Consider the following 19093-nt stretch of genomic DNA (forward strand, 5'->3'; position numbering starts at 1 on the left):
TCCGTCAGTATGAAGCGATCCATATGGTCTTTGAAACACATCATGGCCCTTTAGAAAACTCAATTCCCAACAGCCCCCAAAAGGCTGTAGAAAACGTCGCCTTTAAAAAAGGCGACACCCAAAACTTTTATTTATCAAAATGCTCATCCCGACTGTCCTGCACCATGACCTCCCCTTTGGCCATGATGCAGGATATCGGCTGAAATAGTGCGGGCGTAACCAGCCGAATCAAGGCTATCGGGAAAGACACCCAGCAGTTTAAGTTCATCCACATACCGCGCGATCTGTATTTTCAGGTCGTTGCCCACGGGACTGACCCCCAGCACTTCGTGGCGCATCATCTGCAGGATCGTGTCCTGATCCATGCCGTCCACACGTCCATCCAGCAGGGCGGCGGCTTCCGCCATATGTTTCGGCAGCCAGTGCGCGGCATGCGACAGCGCCAGCACAAGGGCCACGGCAGCACCCGGCGTCCGCGCCAGCAGGTCCGTTGATATGCCCAGCGCCAGGTTGGTGCGTTCCGCGTACAACCCCTTCACACTATTGACCAGTTCCACCAGATCCAGCGCCCGGCTGTTCAGCAGCTGCCACGCCAGCGGATCATGCAGGGCTACGGCATCCACCGTGCCTGCAGCCAGGGCGTCATCAATCTGGTCTGGCGGCATGATCACCCAGTCGGGCGCCGTATCCGGGTTCAGTCCCTTGCGGCGCAGGATGACGGAAAAGAACAGCCGGTCTGCCATATCCGCATTCAGCACGGCGATCCTGCGCCCCACCAGATCCTCGATCTTGGCAATCCGCAACCGCCGGCGCACCAGCAGGCGGAATGTCCCCGCCTGCAATCCCATGACCAGCCGCGCAGGCAGGGCCGCATCCGCCTGATATGCCTGCAGCCATGACAGGACGGGAGCCACGGCGGCCATGCTGCGTCCCGCCCGCAGGTCGGCAATGGCGTCACGTCCCGTTACCGCGCCGGACCGCAGATGCACATCCAGCCGAAACTGGGAAAAGAAGTCCTGCCGGAGTGCGACATTGTACAGGATCGATACCTGGGCAAAGGGCCAGGAAAGCGTCAGGTCATGCGGTTCCCCATCCAGCAGCGCATCATCATGCCGCACGATACGGGCCTGCTGCCGACTTTGCAGCCACTGTGCGCCCACCACGGCGCACCCTGCCCCGACCAGCAGCGGCATAACCGCACGGCGCAGCAGCCGTGGCGGCTGCCCTTCCCTGTTATCATCGACCATTGGTTAGCGTTTCTCCTGCTACACGAAGGGATTACCGCGCTTTTAGCCGGTCCAGGTTCCCTTTTTCCCCTTTTTGAAAAAAAGTTCAAAAGGGGGGTTTACGCCCCCCCACCAGTGTGGCTATAAGCTGCTCAACGCTGATCCCGAATAGCTCAGTTGGTAGAGCAAGCGACTGTTAATCGCTGGGTCGTAGGTTCGAGTCCTACTTCGGGAGCCACCTTTCCTTAAAAATTAGCGCCAGAAATCATATGGTTGAAGATTGCATGCAATCTGGCCTGCGATTGAAACCATAAAGGCAATGTCCTTTCCGGGAATGCGCAGATCTGTCCCCTCGGTTCAGTCCTGCCCTGCCGCTCCGGCGCGGGGCATCAGATGTTCCAGAACCCGGGCAAGCACCCTTACAGCCGGATCGATCTCATGGTCCGGCGTGCCTGCGTATCCCAGCAGGAAGCCATGCTGCCTGTCTGCCCCCCGATAACATCGAGACAGGGGCGAGACCCGCACGCCTGCGGTCGCCGCTGCAACCATGCCGATACCGTCATCGAATACCGGAGCCAGATCACTGGCAGGTCGGACAACCACATGCATGCCACCGGAATCCGGTATCACGGTCATCAGACCGGCAAGGTGACGATCGACTGCTTCCATCAGCGCCTGCTGTCGCCCGGCATAAAGCAGCCGCGTCCGGCGCAGGTGCGAGATCAGATGCCCCTCAGCAATGAAACGCGCCAGCGCCCCCTGCCCCAGAAGCGGAGCAGGCGTGGAAATTCGTGACATGACCGTCTCCGCCACCGGTATAAGGGAGGTAGGAAGAACGATATAGCTTAGACGCAGGGCCGGAAAAAGCAGTTTGGAAAAACTGCCCAGATAGGCGACCCGCCCTGCCCGGTCCAAGGCGCGCAGTGGGGCCAGAGGGCGACCGGTATAGCGATATTCGCCATCAAAATCATCTTCGATGATCCAGCCGCGCATCCGTTGCGCCCAGGCCAACAGGGCCAGCCGGCGCGGCAGTCCCTGCACCATACCGAACGGAAAGTGATGGGATGGCGTAACAATCGCCAGCCGGGCATCCGGTGCGGCCGCCAGTGCAGCCTCGAGCGCAAAACCCGATTCATCAACACGAACCGCAACGGGTTGTACCGCGGCGGCAAGGAGGGCTTCGGCTATGCCGGGATAGCCCGGCTCCTCGATCCAGACCCGATCCCCCGCTGCCAGCGCGATACGGGCAAATAACGATACACTATGGCGCACACCGGACGTGATGACGATGGCATCCGGTTCACAGCCGAAACCACGCGCAGTCCCAAGATAGGATGCGATGGCCTGCCTCAGACCCGGATGCCCGAAGGGATGGCATGCGCCTGCCCTGTCCCAGGCAGGCCTGCGCCAGTCACGTTCCAGGAATTTTGCCCATAACGGAAACGGAAATGAGTCCCGGTCCGGTTGCCCGATCGGAAATGCAACAGGCTGCACGCCGAACCCCGGCATATCCAGGTCGGTTGCCGGTCCGAGCATTGCCATGGTGCGATCCGGCAGCATCGGGGGACTGGGGCCCATGGCGGCCGGCGGCGCGTTCACCGGCATAGGGGCGAGCATTTCATCAGGCAGGTCCTGGGCCACAGACAGACCCGACGCCGCCCGCGCCACCAGATAGCCTTCCGCCACGAGTTGGTCGAGTGCTGCCATTACGGTGCCCCGGGAGCAGCCAAGTTCGGCTGCCATCAATCGTGAAGACGGCAGCCTTGCCCCACAGGCAAGCCGCCCCTGCAGGATCGCACTGCGAATCTGATCGCGGATCTGCTGGTACAGGGCATCCGGTCCGCTCCCGTCCAGCGTAATGCCCAGCGGCACCGCCGCGCGCGTCCGTCGCCCCATAACTGGTCCATTCTGTTTTTCGCTATCTGGCACTTTTTCCCAGACCATTCCAGCACGATCCTTGGGGGTGCAACCACATCCCGGAATCAGCAACAATGAATGTACGGACACCATTGCCCCAGGATCAGGCGACTGACGATTTTCCTGTAACCCCCGCCAACCGGGTCAGACGCGCATCAACCCGTGGCCGTTATGACAGGACCACGATCCACGCCATACTGGATGCCGCCCTGCTGTGCCATATCGCCTATACTATTGAGGGTCGGCCCTATTGCACGCCAACCAGCTTCTGGCGCGAGGGGGATTATCTGTACTGGCATGGCTCGTCAGCCAGCCGGATGATCCGCGCACAGGCGCAGGGCATCGCGCTATGCCTGACCGTAACCCATCTTGATGCACTGGTCATGGCACGCTCGGGCTTTCATCACTCGGTCAACTACCGCTCTGCAATGATATTCGGACAGGCGCATGCCGTCGAAGACCCGACGCAGAAACTCGCGCTGATGGAACGGCTGATTGACCGTATCTATCCCGGTCGCTCCGGGATCATCCGCCCGCCTAACACCGCCGAGTTCAAGGCGACCACCATGATGCGCATGGAGATCGAGACTGCCTCCGCCAAGATCCGGGATACGCATGTATCTGACGACGAGGAAGATTACGCCAATGTTCCGGCCTGGTCAGCACTCTACCCGGTTACCCAGATACTGGGCGAACCCTCCCTGTGCCCCCGCCAGGCTCCTGACTTACCCTATCCGAAAGAAATGGCCGATTTTCAACCAGGCGCGCGCCTTGATGATGTCATGGCCAAAACCTATCGCTGCACGTTCGGGACATAGTCGGAGCTGATCCATCACTGGCCGTATTCAGGCTACACCTGAAAACGTCTTCAATCTGGATCATTGACAAATAATAAAGACTGGACCTGACATAAATGAAAGGTTGTTTACAAACAAATCACTGACAAGAAAAACAAAACTTTTTAGGTACTGCCTTTCCTGGAAGATGGTGTCTTCAGAATTTTTCTTAAAATATCCACAAAAAACCTATTCATTATTAAAAATGTTTTAAAATTATATCAGAAATACCAAATAAAATTAAAAATAAACATTTATAATTATTTGTTATGGATAAATTTACTGAAAAAAAACACCCATTCCGGCAGCCCATCCAGCCATAAAAACATGAAACTGATATTTATATAAAATATCAATTCAGTTTATTTTATACAGATTATAATACCTTGCATTATTTCTGTTTGGATCTTTTCCCTTATACGCTTCATATACAGGGTGATAGTGATCCTTCACCCACGAACAGACCTGTGGGGCCACCGTATGGTTAATGCAGCCGGCATGGGGCATCAGAACAAAAGGCGGGCGCTGTCTCAGGTCATCCAGATAATGATCTGCAGCCTGCGGACCAAAATATATCTCGATCTGACCACAGAAGAGTATCGGATCAAATGTCTCCATGTCAGACAGATAGTACAAGGAATGATCCGAATTTATATTCAGCACCTTCTGATGACCTACAATCTGGGAAACCCGTGCGGGGTCAGTCAGTTGTGCACGCTTCATGTCATTTATATTTGAGACAATGCCGCTGACCATCAAAAACGCGGCATAAAGATATAAGGGCATCATGCGCCACGAAAGGGCACCCCCAGCATCACGGTGCACAAGCAGGCATATCAACATGCCGGGAATAAGAAACAATGAAAAATAGTGGTAGAACCCATGACCGGACAATATCGCGGCCACCACTGAAAAGACAAACCAGAGCGAAAGCAGGCGTTCGCGCAGGTTCCCCCAACAGACATCCCTTCTGCCAAACCACACGACAAGCATGGGACAAAGGGGAACGATATACAGCGCAACCAGCGCGAACGTATACATACGCTCGTCTGAAGCGCCTCCATAATGCTGGAGGAAATGATGCTGCATGTCGAAATACGCAGCCAGTTTCCCATGCCCCGCAATCAGGAATGGCAGGAAAATACCTGTCAGCCCAATCATTCCACCTGCGACGCAGGCCAGGAATTCCACTACGGTGCAGACCCGCCCCAGAAACAGGTAAAGAATGATGGGGGACAGGACACAACCCGCCAGATAATTTATGTTGACGGCGATTGCCGATACAATCCCCGCCAGAAAAAACAGGGGGATTTTATGCTCCTGCACGCCTTTGCACAGCATGAGAATGACGGAAAGTTCCAGAGGGATCTGTAATACTTCCGTATTACCCCCCAGATAGTCCCCGATAATGCCTCCGATAGACAGATAGAATAACGTCTGCCATTTGTCTGTTCGATATGCAGAACTGAACATAAACGCCACGGAAACCATACTGACCATTGCCAGGATGGCGAAACGCCCATTCAGGATGGGTTCAACCTGCGTCCATATGTAATAAAAAACGTAAACAAGGTATGGCTTGTGATCAAATATATAATCGTATGGTAGTATATGGTAACGGAATATCCCCTTCCCGATCAGTGGATAAAAAGTGGAATCCCAATCAGTAAAAGGCGAAAGAAAGAAAGTCAGGACATAAAAGAAAGACAATGCAAACATTAATAAAATAGAAAATTTTCTAATTAATAATTTACATTTAATCACTTTTTATGTCCTTGCATAAAATACAGCTTATATCTCAATCTTCCCTACCAAACCCATGCCATCATACAATTCAGCCCAGGTTTAAGGGGGGCGTTATGACATTTCCGGCAATCCGTAACAAGCACCATATCCTGCAATAACAGACCTATCATGCCTCTGGATGAAAACTATCGACGGGGTATGGACTTATAATCATACACCTTGCCATCTGAATGCAATACGCGGTCATTATCCTGAATTCTCTTTATATAATCTTGATCAATATCATATCCAAGCATATCCAGAATCAGGTATTTTGTCATTAATGCTGTATAGTATTTATCATTATTCCGCATTACTTCTGCCATATTACAGTAATGCTTATCTTTATCCAGTATGTATACCGGGACCTTGTACTGATCATACCCACCGTACTGGATCCCATGCCCCTCCCCCACTATTTCCCCATGGTCGGAAATATAAACCAGGGTGTAATCCCCCAGCTCCTTATCCGCCATGGTGATAATCTGCTGCAGGATACGGTCTGTGCGATGCAGGCTCTGGTCATACGGGTCTGCATTGGGAAGCGCCCTGATATCTTCTTCCGTGCGGTCGTCACTATAGCTTTCGTGACTGCCCATAAGGTGGATAACAAAGAACTTCTGTGAAACAGGATCTGCAAATTTTTCCTTTATGACAGGCAATAATGACTCATCACGCCAGTTCACATGGTTGGTCGCATTATTGTAATCCTGCCGCGTCACATAATCACTGAATTCGGACACATAACCAAAAGTACGGGAATATTCCCCCCGACCGGGCTGGGATGCGATCCAGAATGTCCTGTATCCATTGTCCCGCGCCAGTTCGACCAGGTTTTTTTCCGCATACAGCGCGCCCTGATGGTCAGGATCATAAAACGAAACCAGCATGGGCACTGCCGCCCGCGTCATGTTCGCGGAGGAATGGGCCTGCCGTATGATGCAGATACGCCCTTCATCCGCCATGGCCTTCATATCGGGGGTCGTGTTCTGGGCAGTATATCCATAGGTGGTGTGCCGGTCGGCAAACGCGGCCTCTCCTATGACCAGAATGATATTTTTGCGCTTTCCCTCCGCTTTCCCTGTAATGGCGGGATCGATCAGGGTATGGGGAATAGCGGGCCTGTTGTCATCGCTCATCCCCAGACCGGTCATGTACACGAAATCCCCCACCACGCCGGGCAGAAAAAAACGCAGGTTGGCCGCCATTTCCGCAACATTACTGTTCTGACGTTCCACGTTGCTGCCGTGGCTGTGCTTCCAGCCCGCATGCAACGCCACAGTGACCCCTGCGCCGGCAACCAACAGCACAACGGGGCGGAAACGTACGCATTTCCATGTGAACACCATCATACCGACAAGAACAAGCAGCAGGACAACCGGCATCAGAACGCTGACGGAACTGACCATTGAAATGGCCTGATGGGTATTGGTACCCATAATCGCCTGCAGCATCGACCGGGTAACAAGGCCGTATTTGTAGGCAAGATAGAAATCAAACAGCGCGAACAGCAGCAAGATCGGGACGAAGATGGGAGAAAGAAAACACCCGAGCGACGCCAGAAGCGGCATCAGGAGGGACAGCAGGAATTCCTTTGAAACAGAATTCATGACATCCGCATCATGTCGCGCAACGTAGAAATTAATAAAACCAAAAATGATCGAAACACAAATTATGAACAGAATTTTTTTATTTAAAATATTAGGCCATGCATTCCTGAACATTTTTTAAATATTTTTCCCTACATCCCATATCGAAATATCCCTTTACGGAAGCTATCCCGAATTCCCCTGCCACATAAGATATACCGTTTACTGGCCGGATTACTGTCGCATCCAGACCTGCACCGTTATATCATTCCAAATGGGAATTCCTAGAATCACCGGGCATAGAGTAGGGTGATTTTACATTTTGAATTATTTCAAAACATATACTGTCTGCGCCATGATTGCCGGGTTTTCCGTTACAATACCCGGAAATCCACCATATCATTGGTTCAGCCAGATTTTGGAAACCCGGCCGTGACGTCACGTCAGGACCGGGCCAGATCAGGTCAATTCAGGGATTACAGGCCAAGCGTACGCTTCAGTCCCGCGCAGTAAGCATCCATGAACCGGCGCGACAGTTCCGCGTTGGGCACGAACATGTCAAAGACATGGTACGCCCCCGGCACGACCACGACCTCGGTCGGGACCCCTGCGGCCATCAGGCGGCGGCTATAGTCCAGATCCTCGCACAGGAACAGGTCCATCGACCCCACCCCGATGAAAGTGGGCGGCAGGCCCGACAGGTCCTTTGCCCGCGCGGCTGCGGCATAGGCTGGCGTTTCATCCCCCCCTGCCGCAGCCCCCAGATAGGCTTCCCATGCGTATTTGTTGGCCGAACGGGTCCAGACATATTCGCCAAAATCAGGCGCAGGATCGACCCTGGTCGCCGTGCGGTCATCCAGCATGGGATAGATCAGCAACTGGTACGCCAGCTTGTATTCCTTACGGTCGCGCGCCATCAGCGCAAGTGCCGCACTCAGCCCGCCACCTGCACTTTCGCCAGCCACGGCGACCCTGTCACGGTCGATACCCAGTCCGGCCGCGTTGTCGTGCACCCATTTCAGGACAGCGTAACAGTCCTCGATCGCGCCGGGATATTTCACCTCTGGCGCCAGCCGGTAATCGACCGAGACAATGACAAACCCCATTTTACTGGCCAGTACCTGGCATTTCGGATCATCAACTTCCGGATGTCCCGAAACCAGCCCGCCGCCGTGGATATAGACGATAGCCGGGGCATTGGGCCGCCGCACGCGGGGGCGATAGATCAGCACGCGCACATCCGGCGCCCCGGCGGGGCCTGGCACGTATTCTTCCTGCGTTTCGACGTCCGGCAGGGGGCGCCCTTCGATCAGCCGCACCGACGTCATGAAGATCTCACGCACTTCCGGCAGTGAACGACCGGACAGGCCATCAAAGGACGGCATTTTTTCCAGAATCGGCAGGAACTCGGGATTTACGACATTTTTGGGCATGGTGCAGCAGGTCCTCTTCCATCAGAAGCCGCCCGTGGGGGCGCCTTCACTACCTGCAACCGTCACGCACGCAAGCGCGGCCGGCCATGACAGATATCAAATAATTTTCTCTATATATGTATATAAAATATAAAATTATGAGATTTTTTTATCTGTTATATTTGTAAATTAATTCATTTTATTGAATAATATGTTGCATTCAGCATGTGGATATAATATATACTTCTCATTTCGCAATGAAACCCTCACAACCCGCAACATGATGCCAACAAGGTGATGCATTCACCCCGCCGCATCATCAAACCCCTGGCTCATACCAGCGTTTCCGTACGTTTGTGTCGCATCACGGCGGATGCCTGACCGCTGCGCAAGAACTTCTGGATTTTTTATAGGCATAGTTGGACATCAGAACACAAAAAAGGGCTACCCGAACTGATGCGGCATATATTCCCAAACCTTACCAAAAATAAAAGTTCACATTTGAATTTTTTGTATATATCCTATTTCAATTCCAGATAAGAAAGGTTTGAGGTTGTCGAACATTACGGCACTTGTTCTTGATGCCGCCCTGTTTGTTATTTTCCCGTGGGCGGTATGGCGACTGGTACATAGGGCAATTCCCATTGTTGTCCTGCCGATCCTGCTCGGGATCATGCTGGCGGTCATGCATGTGCCTGTGCAGGACATCGGCATCCCGTCCATTTACGGCAACAATCTCGGCTGGCTGGCCGTGCTCGTGCTGGCCTTTACCGCCGGGCTGGAAATGTGGCAGCCGCCTGATGCCAATGCATCCGCCCACACCATTCCGCCGCCACCGCTGGGCCGCCTGCTGGGCGGGGCACTGGTGGCATTGGGCGGGCCGTTCGTTATCGGCTCCTTTCTGGTCTATTATTTTTTTCTGCCCCTGCATGGGTGGCATCCGCCGCATGTCGGCCGGCTGATCGGGTCACTGGCCATCGGGCTGTGCATCGCGGTCAGCGCCCTGCCGGTACTGATTGGCATTGTGCGTGAACTGCCCCCGCTGCAACGCTCGATCGGGCAGCTTGCGCTCAAGCTGGCGGTGGTGGATGACGCGGCATTATGGATCGGGCTGGTCATCCTGCAATTCGCGGCCCGCGGCCCTGCGGCCCTGCATGGCTGGACGGGGCTGGAGGGCGTGGCGGTCGGCCTGCTCGTCGCCCTGGCCATCACCAGCAACTGGGCGACCCGCAACATGCGCAACCCGCCGCAATTCGTCATCTGGGCGGCAGTACCGGTCTATCTGGCGGCGGGATCATGGGCCAGCATGCAGCTTGGCCTGCATGAACTGATCGGGGCGTATTTTGCCGGTGCGCTCATGCCGCCGCGCTGGGTCGCGCGCCTGCCGGTGGAAGATGTCGGACGGTTTTCCCTGATCTGGCTGGCGCCTATGTTCTTTGGCCATAGCGGGCTGCACATCAATGGCGATGCGCTGACGTGGCCTTCGGTCACCGCATCACTGTTACTGGTGGTGATTTCGGTTCTGGCCAAGATGGGGTCAGTCTATGTCTTCCCGCCCGCACCCGGGCTGACGCGACGGCAGGCGCTGGGAGTGGGTGCCCTGCTGCAATGCAAGGGACTGATGGAAATCGTGGCCGCCACCATTTTGCATGCACAGGGCATGCTGTCAGATTTCGCCTTTGCTTCCCTTATGGTGCTGGCGGTAATTTCAACCGCGCTGACCGGCCCGCTGTTCCGGCTGTTCGCCCCACGTACGGGAGAATAGCGCCCCCCTATTCCGGGGTAATGTCATCCAGCCGGTCCAGCCGCCACAGGCCGGGGAACATCCGTATCCACGCGATCGTAATGGCCAGCGTGCCGATCCCGCCCAGCGCGACCGAGCCAACCGGCCCGATCAGGCTGGCCACCATCCCGCTTTCGAATTCGCCCAGCTGGTTGGATGACCCGATGAACAGCATGTTCACCGCCGAAACCCGTCCCCGCATGCTGTCGGGCGTGCGCAACTGCACCAGCGCGCCACGCACCACCACACTGACCACGTCCGCCGCCCCCAGCACGGCCAGCGCGATGATGGACACCGCGATGGAACGCGACAGGGCGAACACCAAGGTCGCCACGCCAAATATTGCCACAGCCATGAACATGCGCGCGCCAGCCCGGCGGTTGAGCGGCCGCCACACCAGTATGACGGAACACACCACCGCGCCCATGGCGGGTGCGGCCCGCAACAGCCCCAGCCCCAGCGGCCCCGCATGCAGGATATCACTGGCAAAGACCGGCAGCATGGCGGTCGCCCCACCCAGCAGCACGGCAAACAGGTCCAGCGAGATCGCCCCCAGCATATCGGGCCGGGCGCGCATGAAATGTGCGACCTCCACAAACGTAGCCAGCGAAAGCGGCACCCGTGGCCGGGGTGTATAGACAAGCCGGATGCATAACGTCCCAACACACGCACAGGCGAAGCCGATGGCGCAGACAAGGTAACATACCCCCGCCCCCGCACCGTACAGTAGCCCCCCCACCGATGGCCCCGTTACCGCCGCCGCCTGGAACAGCGAGGACGAAACCGCCGCCGCACGCGGAAACACATGTACGGGTACAAGTGATGGCAGGAAGGTCTGCTGGCATGGCATCTCGAACGCGCGGGCGGCGCCAAACACCATGACCATGGCGTAGATCATCCACGGCGTCGTCCAGCCGCCCAATGCGCCAATGGCCATAAGCAGGGCCGACAGCGCCTCGATACACTGGCACGTCACCACGATCATGCGACGGTTAAAATGGTCCGCCGCATGCCCGGCCGGCAGCAAAAGCCCCGCCATGGGCAGGAACTGCGCCAGCCCCACCAGCGCCAGCGCCGTCGTACTGTGGGTCAGGGCATAGATCTGCCAGCCCACCGCGACAGCCTGCACGCAGGCGGAAAAGGACGAAGCCGTGCGGGCGACAAGGAAGGCGGGCAGCCCCGGATGGCGGTGCAGGGGCACGACAGCCGGCGGCGGTTCGCCCCCTGACGGGGCCGATGAAACGGGGATGGAAGGCATGATGCCGTCATCCTAACAGCACCGATGCATAATATCCTACGCCTTTGCCTTTAAAAATTACGTTCCCGTGTTTGCAAATCGCCCCCAACGCAGGCAAAAGCTGTTCCATGACAGACCCTGTAAAGCATGCAGCCGTGCCCGGCACGGAAGGGGACATGGCGACCCGCGACTGGCTTGATATCCGGGCCGGTACCGTCGTGGATGCGCACCCCGTGCGCGAAACGCCGCAGCACACCTTCCGGCTGACCATCGATTTCGGTCCCCATATCGGGATCCGGTCGTCGGTGGTGCAGGTCAATCACCGTTATGTCCCTGCCCGGCTGGTTGGCCGTCAGATCTGCGCGGTCATCAACGTACCACCCCGGCAGGTCGGTTCGCTGCGTAGTGAAGTGCTGACGCTGGGCATGCCCGACAGTAATGGAGAGGCCGTCCTGATCCGACCCGACGGCCGCGTCCCCGATGGAGGAAAACTTTTCTGATGGCCACAAACTACGCAACCGTAACATGGGACCAGCTGCACCGCGATGCCCGCCAACTGGCCAGCACGCTGATGGCCCGTGGTCCCTTCAGGGGAATCGTGGCCATCACGCGTGGCGGCATGATCCCTGCCGCGATCATCGCCCGTGAACTGGACTGTCGCCTGATCGACACCATTTCCGTCGTTACCTATGACGAAGAAAAGATGGGCGAACCCTCCGTCGTCAAGAACGCCGATGCCGCAGGCGATGGCGAGGGCTTCCTGATCATTGACGATCTGGTCGATTCTGGCGTCACGGCGCAGCTTGTACGCAAGATGCTGCCCAAGGCCGTGTTCGCCTGCCTGTACGCCAAGCCCGCAGGCCGCCCGATCACGGATATTTTCGTAGTCGAGGTCCCGCAGGATACATGGGTGCTGTTCCCGTGGGATACCGCGCCGCTGTTCATCCCGCCGCTGGCCAGCAAATCGGTCGAAAAGGCCTGACCGGGGCTTCCGCCGCCCCATTACACGCCTTGTTGTTCGCCGCGCCCGTCCACACTGCTTGCCGCAGGGACGATGGGCGCGGTATTTTTTTTGCAAGAATGTGCTTGCCAGATCAGCAGTTGCCACATAGGTTCCCGCTCGTGGTCGCGGGGCGTGGCGCAGCCTGGTAGCGCGCGTGTTTTGGGTACACGAGGCCCCCGGTTCGAGTCCGGGCGCCCCGACCATATCCAGGGAGTACGGATAGCAATGCGAGCCCGGATTTACAGGCAGTCAAAACCCTCCACCCAGTCAGGGCAGGCAGGCACCCATACATGGGTGCTGGATTACGGGCAGAACCGCCCCCGTCATATCGATACCCTGATGGGCTGGACCGGCAGTGCCGATACCCCGTCGCAACTGCGCCTGCAGTTTCCCGATCAGGACAGCGCTGTTGCTTACGCCACGCGCGAAGGGATCGCCTTCGATATCGAAATCCCCACCCCGCGCATCCGTCGTCCCAAGGCCTATGCGGATAATTTCCGTTATGACCGGATCCAGAACTGGACGCACTAGGCCCGATCTGGCACAACCACAGGCTCGCGCCCTTAGCTCAGTTGGATAGAGCAACAGCCTTCTAAGCTGTGGGTCGCTGGTTCGAATCCAGCAGGGCGCGCCACTTTTCAATGACTTAGCGGCTTTCATTTTTGCATCTTTTGCAGATCTTTTGCAGTGCACTATGGCTCATTGCGGTTTTGCCTTACCCCAGACGGCCCCGTGTAGCAGCGATGGAGACCACCTTGCTGGTCTCCCGCTCCTGATGCTGTTCCCACAATTGCATACCCGCAATCGCGACCTCAGTGCGACGCGGCAAGTATGTGTCGATGATCCGTTGGCAATAATCGATCCCGTGGCCGCTAATCGAAGCGATCTGGGGCGTCGTGGCCCCTGCTTCTGCCAGGCGGACGATACCCGTACGGCGCAGGTCACGGCGTTGCCTGTGATTTTCATCAAGCTGCTCCCTGACTTCTTCTTTCGAAAAGCCTTCACGAAAAAGCTTTCTGGCCGCTCCCTGTGCCATTCTGGCTATGACCTGATCCCATGCACGACTGAAATTGCGCCGCGCCCACTTCTTTCCTGTCGGGCTTGGTACCAGCAGCTTCGGACTTTGCTTGCCAATTCGGCCGACGACATTGCCCGATTGGGACGCCGTTTCCTGATCGATCTGACGCATGCGTTCACGCAAGAGTCCGGCCAGACGTTCATGCACGGGCACATCCAGCAGCGTCCCCGTCTTGGATTGTCGCAAGGCTATGAACAGACGCCCGTCCCGTTCGGAAATGAGGGACGCATCCATGCTCAGCACATCGCTGGGTCGTTGGACGGTGTAAAGCAGCAGCATATAGGCCAGTTGGAGCGAGGGGCGGGCGCGGGCAAGAAACTCGTCCTCCATTTCATAGCTCCAGATCTGGACGCGACTGGCGATGTGCAGCCGGCCAAAGCGCTCGGCAACATTTTCAGTCACGATCCCCTGCTCCTTTGCCCGCGCCAGCAGGATCTGCAGCAGGGACAGGATCTGATTGGCTTTGCGCGGCGTACTGCGCATGCGCTTTTTGATCGCCATGATTTCCTGACGCGTGATCGCTCTGGCAGGAATGTCACCCCAGTCGTCACGCATACGGTCCAGGTATCCGCGATAGAGCCTGCGGGTGCTCTCGCGCAGCCTGCCCTGCACGTCTTCATCCCCAAGATAATCCACGATCAGGGCGGCAATCGAGCCGGGCACGATGCCTGCTTCGGTCACTGGATCCTGAAAGCTGAGGCGGTCAAGGGCCGCCTCACGCGTGTGACCAAGGAATTTCTTGGTCACACGGTCGTAAAAATACTCAATTACCGAACCGTCGCTGCGCTTATAGCGCGTGACGTTCAGCCCGGTTCTGCGGGAGCGTGGCATTCATTCTCTCCACTAGAGATGGCTTCGTGACCAGGCTTTCTGCAGAAACGGGGGCACTGGTTGCAGCCGGTGCCCCCACCCCGATTCCAGAAGCCTGATCGGCGTATAGGTCCAGCAAGTTACGATCCCACGTCAACCTGCCGCCCCGACCGCCGCGCGGACGCGCTGGCGGCCACCACCCCAGTTTCACCTCATCATCGAAGGTCGAAATGCTGACGCCCAGATATAATGCCGCCAGTTCTTTGGTCAGATAACGTGGCCAGAATGGCAGTTGATCAACTGCTGGCATCGGTCCCCTTCCCTTCGGCCGACCACGCCTGCACGCCTCGCGCGCGGATCAGCTTCATATTCCCTTCCCTGACCAGAGGCCCCCGGAAAACGATCCGGCAGGGACTGCCGCTTTCGATCACCTGGCCAAGGTACTGACCGGTCCCGTCGCCATAGATCTCCACGTCGTAGATCTCCTGCCCGAACTGGAGACCGCGCAGGCACGGATGCGCCTGATCGTTCAGGGCATGTGGTTTCAGTCCTTTGGACGCGTACGCGGCCGCGATTAAGACATTGGCGGCAGCCCGGCGATAGTTCTGCCAGTTGGGCACCAGTGCGCCGCCACGGATGGTCTCGACCATGGCATCGGGGCCACGCGGGTCATTGTATGATTCGCACAGCGCACGCGCGCCGGCTTCCACGACTTCGCTGGGAATGGTGCTCATGCGATATCTCCCATATTCGACAGGACCAGATCATCCTCGGTGATCTTGTGTTCGCGCATGAGCTGCTGCGCGCGCGCCAGTGCGGCAGCGGCTTCGTGCGCGTTGCTGGACCTGGACAGCGCTATCAGCTTCTTGAGGCGCTCCATGACTGCTTTCTGGCTCATGGAACCTTCACCGTCATATCGACCAGGCCGGCCGCGATGATCTGACGGCAGGCAAACTGGATAGCCTCGAACTGGTATTTCTGTGCGTGGGTCCAGCTATAAACGCAGTCCACACTACCTTCGAAAATGCAGTCGAGGCCCCTGCTGCCGGGTTCGTCCAGTCGGCGTTGCAGTTCGTCCTTGATCCGCCAGCGCCCATCATGCGTGGCGACCATCGCGGGCGTGAAGACTGAGCTACGGGGATCCCAGTCGGATCCAAGGGTATCCATCCAAAGTCTCAGCCACCTCATCCAGCATTGGTTGAAATCATAGAAGTCGCTGAATACGGGATGGGCCATATCCAGCCATTCGGGCCTAGTCTCACGGCACGTGATCGGACGCGGATCCTCCACTTCCACATTATCCAAGAAATCATCCTGCATGCCTGCGGCAACGGCCCGGCGATATTCCTGATACAGGTGACGATAGCCGTCCCGGCGGGGCGTACGGACAGTGCGGTATTTCTTGCGGCCGTCCTCGACATACTGGACGTATCTCTCATCGACCCCGCCATTCAGGGCCTCGATCACCGGGGCGTTTGCCCACTGGATGATGGCCTGCAGGGTGGCATCTGCGTCATACTCTTCCCGCTGATCCGCCTTGCGCAGCAGGTAATCCATCTCCGATTCTGATGCCCACTTGATGGCCGCATCGAAAGACGAGCACGCCTGATGGTGGGTGAACGTCATGTCGCAGCCGTCGCCGGTCAGGATCAACTTTCCCCGGATCCACATCAGGTTGAACCAGTAGGCCGAGCTGTTGGGACGGCTGAAATGGAAGGACCGGCACGGCGCTTCGCTCACGACATGATCGGCCAGACGGGATGCGTTGCCGTAGCTCATGCCGCTTCTCCCTCTTTCAAGGCAGCCCGGATATTGTCGTCCCTATCCTGCAGCCAGTCCGCATCCTCGTCAGGGCTTTGTGCTTTGTCCTTGAACGGATACTCGCCGTTCCATCCTTCTGTGGCCGAGTTGAAGCCAAGCAGATAACCCTGCCGCATCGCATCTTCCCGGACTTTCGCAACCTGCACTTCCATGTCGGTGCGGCGGACAAGGGGAAGTATGTATTCTTCGCCGCTCTTGCTACAGACATCGCTATATACAGGAAGACGAGGGTCGCGCCCGTGTATTTCCAACGGCATGTCGTCTGCGGCGCCATAGCAAACCGTCTCTATATCCGCGCACGGCTGGATGACGGTACCGATGGTGGCGATAGCCTTTTCCAATGGCTGTGCGCAGTTTACCGCGTGGTAAAATCTATCGCGCTGCGTATAAGTCAGCCGCCCCGGCACAAGATACATCGGTGCTTCGGTATCCTTCTCGGTCATGACTGTCCTTCCTCCAGCGCGCGCAGCAGCTGGGACGTATGTGTGCGGTCGGCGTCGGGCCGGTTGGCAAAGCGGAAGGTCGCGCCTTTCTGGATCTGGCCGGTTGGCTCCAGGCACCACTGGGCATGGATGTCGGCGGCAGCGGCAGCGGCAGCGGCAGCGGCAGCGGCAGCGGCAGCGGACATGAGGATCAGGCGGCAAGGTTCGGTCCACATGGGGAATGGCGGCGTCATGTCGCGTCGGTCGATCCTGCCGTCACGCAAAAGCATGTCGCCCCGCGATCCCTCGCGCAGCTGCTCCACCACCACATGTGTCCACCAAAGCGAAACCTCGATGCGGATCTCGTGCGCCCTGAAATGCGCGACCAACCGTTCCCATGCCGCCGGCCGCTGTGGCAGCAGATCACGCGGATCTGTCGTCAGCGTAGGGGCGGCACTGCAGGGCATGCTGGCGAGAAAATCGACCAGATCAAGCTGCTGGGGCATCATGGGAGCGCCCCCATTTTCTGGGGCATGCCGTAGGTCGTGATGAACCGGCCATGGTCATCATATCCGAACCTGGCCAGCATGCCGCTGCGCACCAGGTCATTGAGGATCCGCGTGACGTGGCTCTGCCGTTTCAGGCCGGGCATGAAGCGGCGCACGGTCGTGGCCGGCACGGCAGGCGCGTGGGTGTAGCGGATGGCGTCGCGGTGGGCGTCCAGCACCTTCTGGCGCATGCCGATGTGGACTGTCTTCATGGCAGGCACTCCAGAACGATCAGCCCCAGAAATCCCCACACCACGCAGCACAGCAGCACATGGGCACCGACTTCCTGCGCCGTCGGCAGGTTATGACGGACATGTTCGGGCAGATGGATCATGCCTGATATCCCCCGCTGTCAGCCGTTTTCTCATCTTTGATGGCCAGAACATACGGCGTCAGATGCTCACTGATGTCGCCCTGCATATCGATACCCATGTCGAGCAGATCGACCGCTATACGTGCCGCATTTTTCCCTAGCAGCGGGAGCACGTCAGCCCCGCGCAGCTTGGCTATGCTGGATCCATAGCCAGAAGATGTGCCCAACGGGAAAAGGCATCTGGGTAATCTGGCGACCTCATCGAACGCCCTCACTGCATCCCGATATTGCTGACGCAGTTGCATCACAGTTTCCAAGTTACAAAGCCTCATGTCCGAACCTTCCCGGCCTTTCGTCGCGCGGCGATCATGGTGGCTTCGATCTCGCCACTGGCGTTGTCGATGGGGGCGGCACGCAGCAGCAGGCTTTCCATGTCCATCCAGCGGGCATCGGCCTGGCTGCTGGCATGGCGGAAGGCCTGCGCGATGCCTTCGGCCTTTGCCTGTTCGGCATCGATCATGAATCGGTTGTGCTGGTGCAGCAGGTTCATGGCGACGGACTGGTTGGTCAGGGTCGAGCGCGATGCCAGATCGCGCGGCGCCATGGGGCGGAAAATGTCGGTCATGCCGCAGCTTCCTTGTCGTTCGGTACGTGGCTGGCCACGCGGTGGCAGCCGATCTGGTGGGTAATGATGTCCTCGGCATCCATGGCGCGGGTGAGCAGCACAATGCACTGGCGGATGCGCCAGCGTTCAGCGTGGGTGAGGACAATGCCGGGAGCGGGGTTTGTGCACAGCACCAGGCGCAGCTGGCGTTCGCATTCCTGCCGACGCAGGACTGCGGTCTGCAGGTCACGCGCCTCGCTGGGGGCGATCGTGGGGAGCGGGATGGTCATTTCCCCTCCCCCATGCCTGCGATCTTCTCGGCAAGGATCGCGGCCAGCAATGTCTCCCATTTCCTATGGATATCGATGACAGCCCCGGCTTCCATATCCGATGCATGGGAAGGCTGGCCGCTGAGGGCGATAATCAGATCGAGCGTTTTTTCCCGCCGGGTGCTGCGGAGCACATGGATACGGAACGGCCTTTCATCGCGCAGGGCGGACCGTTCGGCTTCGGCAATCAAGGCGCGGGCACGGGTCTCATCCGCTGCGGTAAAGGCAAGGTAGGGTTCGAAGCGGGAGCCATCCAGACGCAGGGTGCGCAGCTCGATGACCTTTTCCGGCGGCTCGATGCGGCTCAGGTCGCCGTTCATGCGCCTGCCTCCAAGGACAAAACGTGGGGGATAGGCAACCGGGGAAGGCTGTTGTCAGCA

Annotated in this window: 24 protein-coding genes and 3 tRNA genes; 9 read left to right on the forward strand and 18 right to left on the reverse strand. The window is 57.6% G+C overall.

Annotation, left to right across the window (positions count from 1 at the left end):
- A partial coding sequence (locus MSKU9_RS18530; RefSeq protein WP_227002386.1) for a hypothetical protein occupies positions 1 to 203 on the forward strand: 203 nt, incomplete at its 5' end.
- On the opposite strand, the gene MSKU9_RS05820 is transcribed toward MSKU9_RS18530, so the two are convergent.
- Complete coding sequence (locus tag MSKU9_RS05820) at positions 144 to 1247, reverse strand: ABC transporter substrate-binding protein (RefSeq protein WP_141260403.1); 1104 nt, start codon at positions 1245 to 1247, stop codon at positions 144 to 146. The genes MSKU9_RS18530 and MSKU9_RS05820 overlap by 60 nt on opposite strands.
- Positions 1248 to 1388: 141 nt before the next feature.
- On the opposite strand from MSKU9_RS05820, the gene MSKU9_RS05825 reads away from it, so the two are divergent.
- Positions 1389 to 1464 (forward strand) — tRNA-Asn (locus MSKU9_RS05825).
- Between the two features lie 119 nt (positions 1465 to 1583).
- On the opposite strand, the gene pdxR is transcribed toward MSKU9_RS05825, so the two are convergent.
- Complete coding sequence (gene pdxR, locus MSKU9_RS05830; protein WP_141260404.1) at positions 1584 to 3122, reverse strand: MocR-like pyridoxine biosynthesis transcription factor PdxR; 1539 nt, start codon at positions 3120 to 3122, stop codon at positions 1584 to 1586.
- A 95-nt stretch (positions 3123 to 3217) separates the two neighbouring features.
- On the opposite strand from pdxR, the gene MSKU9_RS05835 reads away from it, so the two are divergent.
- On the forward strand, positions 3218 to 3961 hold the full coding sequence (locus MSKU9_RS05835; RefSeq protein WP_141260405.1) for a pyridoxamine 5'-phosphate oxidase family protein: 744 nt from the start codon (positions 3218 to 3220) through the stop codon (positions 3959 to 3961).
- Between the two features lie 375 nt (positions 3962 to 4336).
- On the opposite strand, the gene MSKU9_RS05840 is transcribed toward MSKU9_RS05835, so the two are convergent.
- The 3 genes from MSKU9_RS05840 to MSKU9_RS05850 form a co-directional block, all read right to left on the reverse strand.
- A complete protein-coding gene (locus MSKU9_RS05840; protein ID WP_141260406.1) occupies positions 4337 to 5743 on the reverse strand; it encodes a hypothetical protein in 1407 nt (468 codons plus the stop codon).
- A gap of 167 nt (positions 5744 to 5910) precedes the next feature.
- Positions 5911 to 7374 (reverse strand): phosphoethanolamine transferase, encoded by a 1464-nt coding sequence (locus MSKU9_RS05845; protein ID WP_162515725.1) that lies wholly within the window; start codon positions 7372 to 7374, stop codon positions 5911 to 5913.
- Between the two features lie 455 nt (positions 7375 to 7829).
- Positions 7830 to 8786, reverse strand: a complete 957-nt coding sequence (locus MSKU9_RS05850; protein ID WP_141260408.1) for an alpha/beta hydrolase — start codon at positions 8784 to 8786, stop codon at positions 7830 to 7832.
- Between the two features lie 532 nt (positions 8787 to 9318).
- Between MSKU9_RS05850 and MSKU9_RS05855 the strand changes: the two genes are divergently transcribed.
- Positions 9319 to 10530: a cation:proton antiporter gene (locus tag MSKU9_RS05855; RefSeq protein ID WP_141260409.1), complete on the forward strand. Its 1212-nt coding sequence runs from the start codon at positions 9319 to 9321 to the stop codon at positions 10528 to 10530.
- A gap of 7 nt (positions 10531 to 10537) precedes the next feature.
- On the opposite strand, the gene MSKU9_RS05860 is transcribed toward MSKU9_RS05855, so the two are convergent.
- Positions 10538 to 11806 (reverse strand): MFS transporter, encoded by a 1269-nt coding sequence (locus tag MSKU9_RS05860; RefSeq protein ID WP_141260410.1) that lies wholly within the window; start codon positions 11804 to 11806, stop codon positions 10538 to 10540.
- Between the two features lie 107 nt (positions 11807 to 11913).
- Between MSKU9_RS05860 and MSKU9_RS05865 the strand changes: the two genes are divergently transcribed.
- From MSKU9_RS05865 to MSKU9_RS05885, 5 genes are all read left to right on the forward strand, one after another.
- Positions 11914 to 12285, forward strand: coding sequence for a tRNA-binding protein (locus MSKU9_RS05865; protein WP_141260411.1), 372 nt, complete (start codon positions 11914 to 11916; stop codon positions 12283 to 12285).
- Entirely contained in the window at positions 12285 to 12767 is a 483-nt protein-coding gene (gene gpt, locus MSKU9_RS05870; RefSeq protein WP_141260412.1) for a xanthine phosphoribosyltransferase, read from the forward strand. The genes MSKU9_RS05865 and gpt overlap by 1 nt, the downstream gene beginning before the upstream one ends.
- Positions 12768 to 12914: 147 nt before the next feature.
- A tRNA-Pro gene (locus MSKU9_RS05875) sits at positions 12915 to 12991 on the forward strand.
- A gap of 22 nt (positions 12992 to 13013) precedes the next feature.
- Positions 13014 to 13319: an ETC complex I subunit gene (locus MSKU9_RS05880; RefSeq protein WP_019086625.1), complete on the forward strand. Its 306-nt coding sequence runs from the start codon at positions 13014 to 13016 to the stop codon at positions 13317 to 13319.
- A gap of 26 nt (positions 13320 to 13345) precedes the next feature.
- A tRNA-Arg gene (locus tag MSKU9_RS05885) sits at positions 13346 to 13422 on the forward strand.
- A gap of 81 nt (positions 13423 to 13503) precedes the next feature.
- On the opposite strand, the gene MSKU9_RS18360 is transcribed toward MSKU9_RS05885, so the two are convergent.
- The 12 genes from MSKU9_RS18360 to MSKU9_RS05940 all read right to left on the reverse strand — a co-directional run bounded on the left by MSKU9_RS18360 (position 13504) and on the right by MSKU9_RS05940 (position 19033).
- Positions 13504 to 14697, reverse strand: a complete 1194-nt coding sequence (locus tag MSKU9_RS18360; protein WP_193557645.1) for a tyrosine-type recombinase/integrase — start codon at positions 14695 to 14697, stop codon at positions 13504 to 13506.
- 275 nt (positions 14698 to 14972) lie between these two features.
- Positions 14973 to 15410: a hypothetical protein gene (locus tag MSKU9_RS05895; protein WP_141260413.1), complete on the reverse strand. Its 438-nt coding sequence runs from the start codon at positions 15408 to 15410 to the stop codon at positions 14973 to 14975.
- On the reverse strand, positions 15407 to 15574 hold the full coding sequence (locus tag MSKU9_RS05900; protein WP_227002387.1) for a DUF2786 domain-containing protein: 168 nt from the start codon (positions 15572 to 15574) through the stop codon (positions 15407 to 15409). Before MSKU9_RS05900 ends, MSKU9_RS05895 begins: the two co-directional genes overlap by 4 nt.
- Complete coding sequence (locus MSKU9_RS05905) at positions 15571 to 16455, reverse strand: hypothetical protein (RefSeq protein WP_141260414.1); 885 nt, start codon at positions 16453 to 16455, stop codon at positions 15571 to 15573. The genes MSKU9_RS05900 and MSKU9_RS05905 overlap by 4 nt, the downstream gene beginning before the upstream one ends.
- Positions 16452 to 16940 (reverse strand): hypothetical protein, encoded by a 489-nt coding sequence (locus MSKU9_RS05910; protein ID WP_141260415.1) that lies wholly within the window; start codon positions 16938 to 16940, stop codon positions 16452 to 16454. Before MSKU9_RS05910 ends, MSKU9_RS05905 begins: the two co-directional genes overlap by 4 nt.
- Complete coding sequence (locus tag MSKU9_RS05915; protein ID WP_141260416.1) at positions 16937 to 17428, reverse strand: hypothetical protein; 492 nt, start codon at positions 17426 to 17428, stop codon at positions 16937 to 16939. The genes MSKU9_RS05910 and MSKU9_RS05915 overlap by 4 nt, the downstream gene beginning before the upstream one ends.
- Positions 17425 to 17679 (reverse strand): hypothetical protein, encoded by a 255-nt coding sequence (locus MSKU9_RS05920; RefSeq protein WP_141260417.1) that lies wholly within the window; start codon positions 17677 to 17679, stop codon positions 17425 to 17427. The genes MSKU9_RS05915 and MSKU9_RS05920 overlap by 4 nt, the downstream gene beginning before the upstream one ends.
- Positions 17676 to 17801, reverse strand: coding sequence for a hypothetical protein (locus MSKU9_RS18750; RefSeq protein WP_264371839.1), 126 nt, complete (start codon positions 17799 to 17801; stop codon positions 17676 to 17678). The genes MSKU9_RS05920 and MSKU9_RS18750 overlap by 4 nt, the downstream gene beginning before the upstream one ends.
- Positions 17798 to 18085 (reverse strand): hypothetical protein, encoded by a 288-nt coding sequence (locus tag MSKU9_RS05925; protein ID WP_141260418.1) that lies wholly within the window; start codon positions 18083 to 18085, stop codon positions 17798 to 17800. Before MSKU9_RS05925 ends, MSKU9_RS18750 begins: the two co-directional genes overlap by 4 nt.
- Before the next feature lie 23 nt (positions 18086 to 18108).
- Positions 18109 to 18405, reverse strand: a complete 297-nt coding sequence (locus tag MSKU9_RS05930) for a hypothetical protein (protein WP_141260419.1) — start codon at positions 18403 to 18405, stop codon at positions 18109 to 18111.
- A complete protein-coding gene (locus MSKU9_RS05935) occupies positions 18402 to 18674 on the reverse strand; it encodes a hypothetical protein (RefSeq protein WP_141260420.1) in 273 nt (90 codons plus the stop codon). Before MSKU9_RS05935 ends, MSKU9_RS05930 begins: the two co-directional genes overlap by 4 nt.
- Complete coding sequence (locus MSKU9_RS05940) at positions 18671 to 19033, reverse strand: hypothetical protein (RefSeq protein WP_141260421.1); 363 nt, start codon at positions 19031 to 19033, stop codon at positions 18671 to 18673. The genes MSKU9_RS05935 and MSKU9_RS05940 overlap by 4 nt, the downstream gene beginning before the upstream one ends.
- Positions 19034 to 19093 lie beyond the last annotated feature (60 nt).

The organism is Komagataeibacter diospyri, assembly GCF_006538165.1.
GTDB lineage: Bacteria > Pseudomonadota > Alphaproteobacteria > Acetobacterales > Acetobacteraceae > Komagataeibacter > Komagataeibacter diospyri.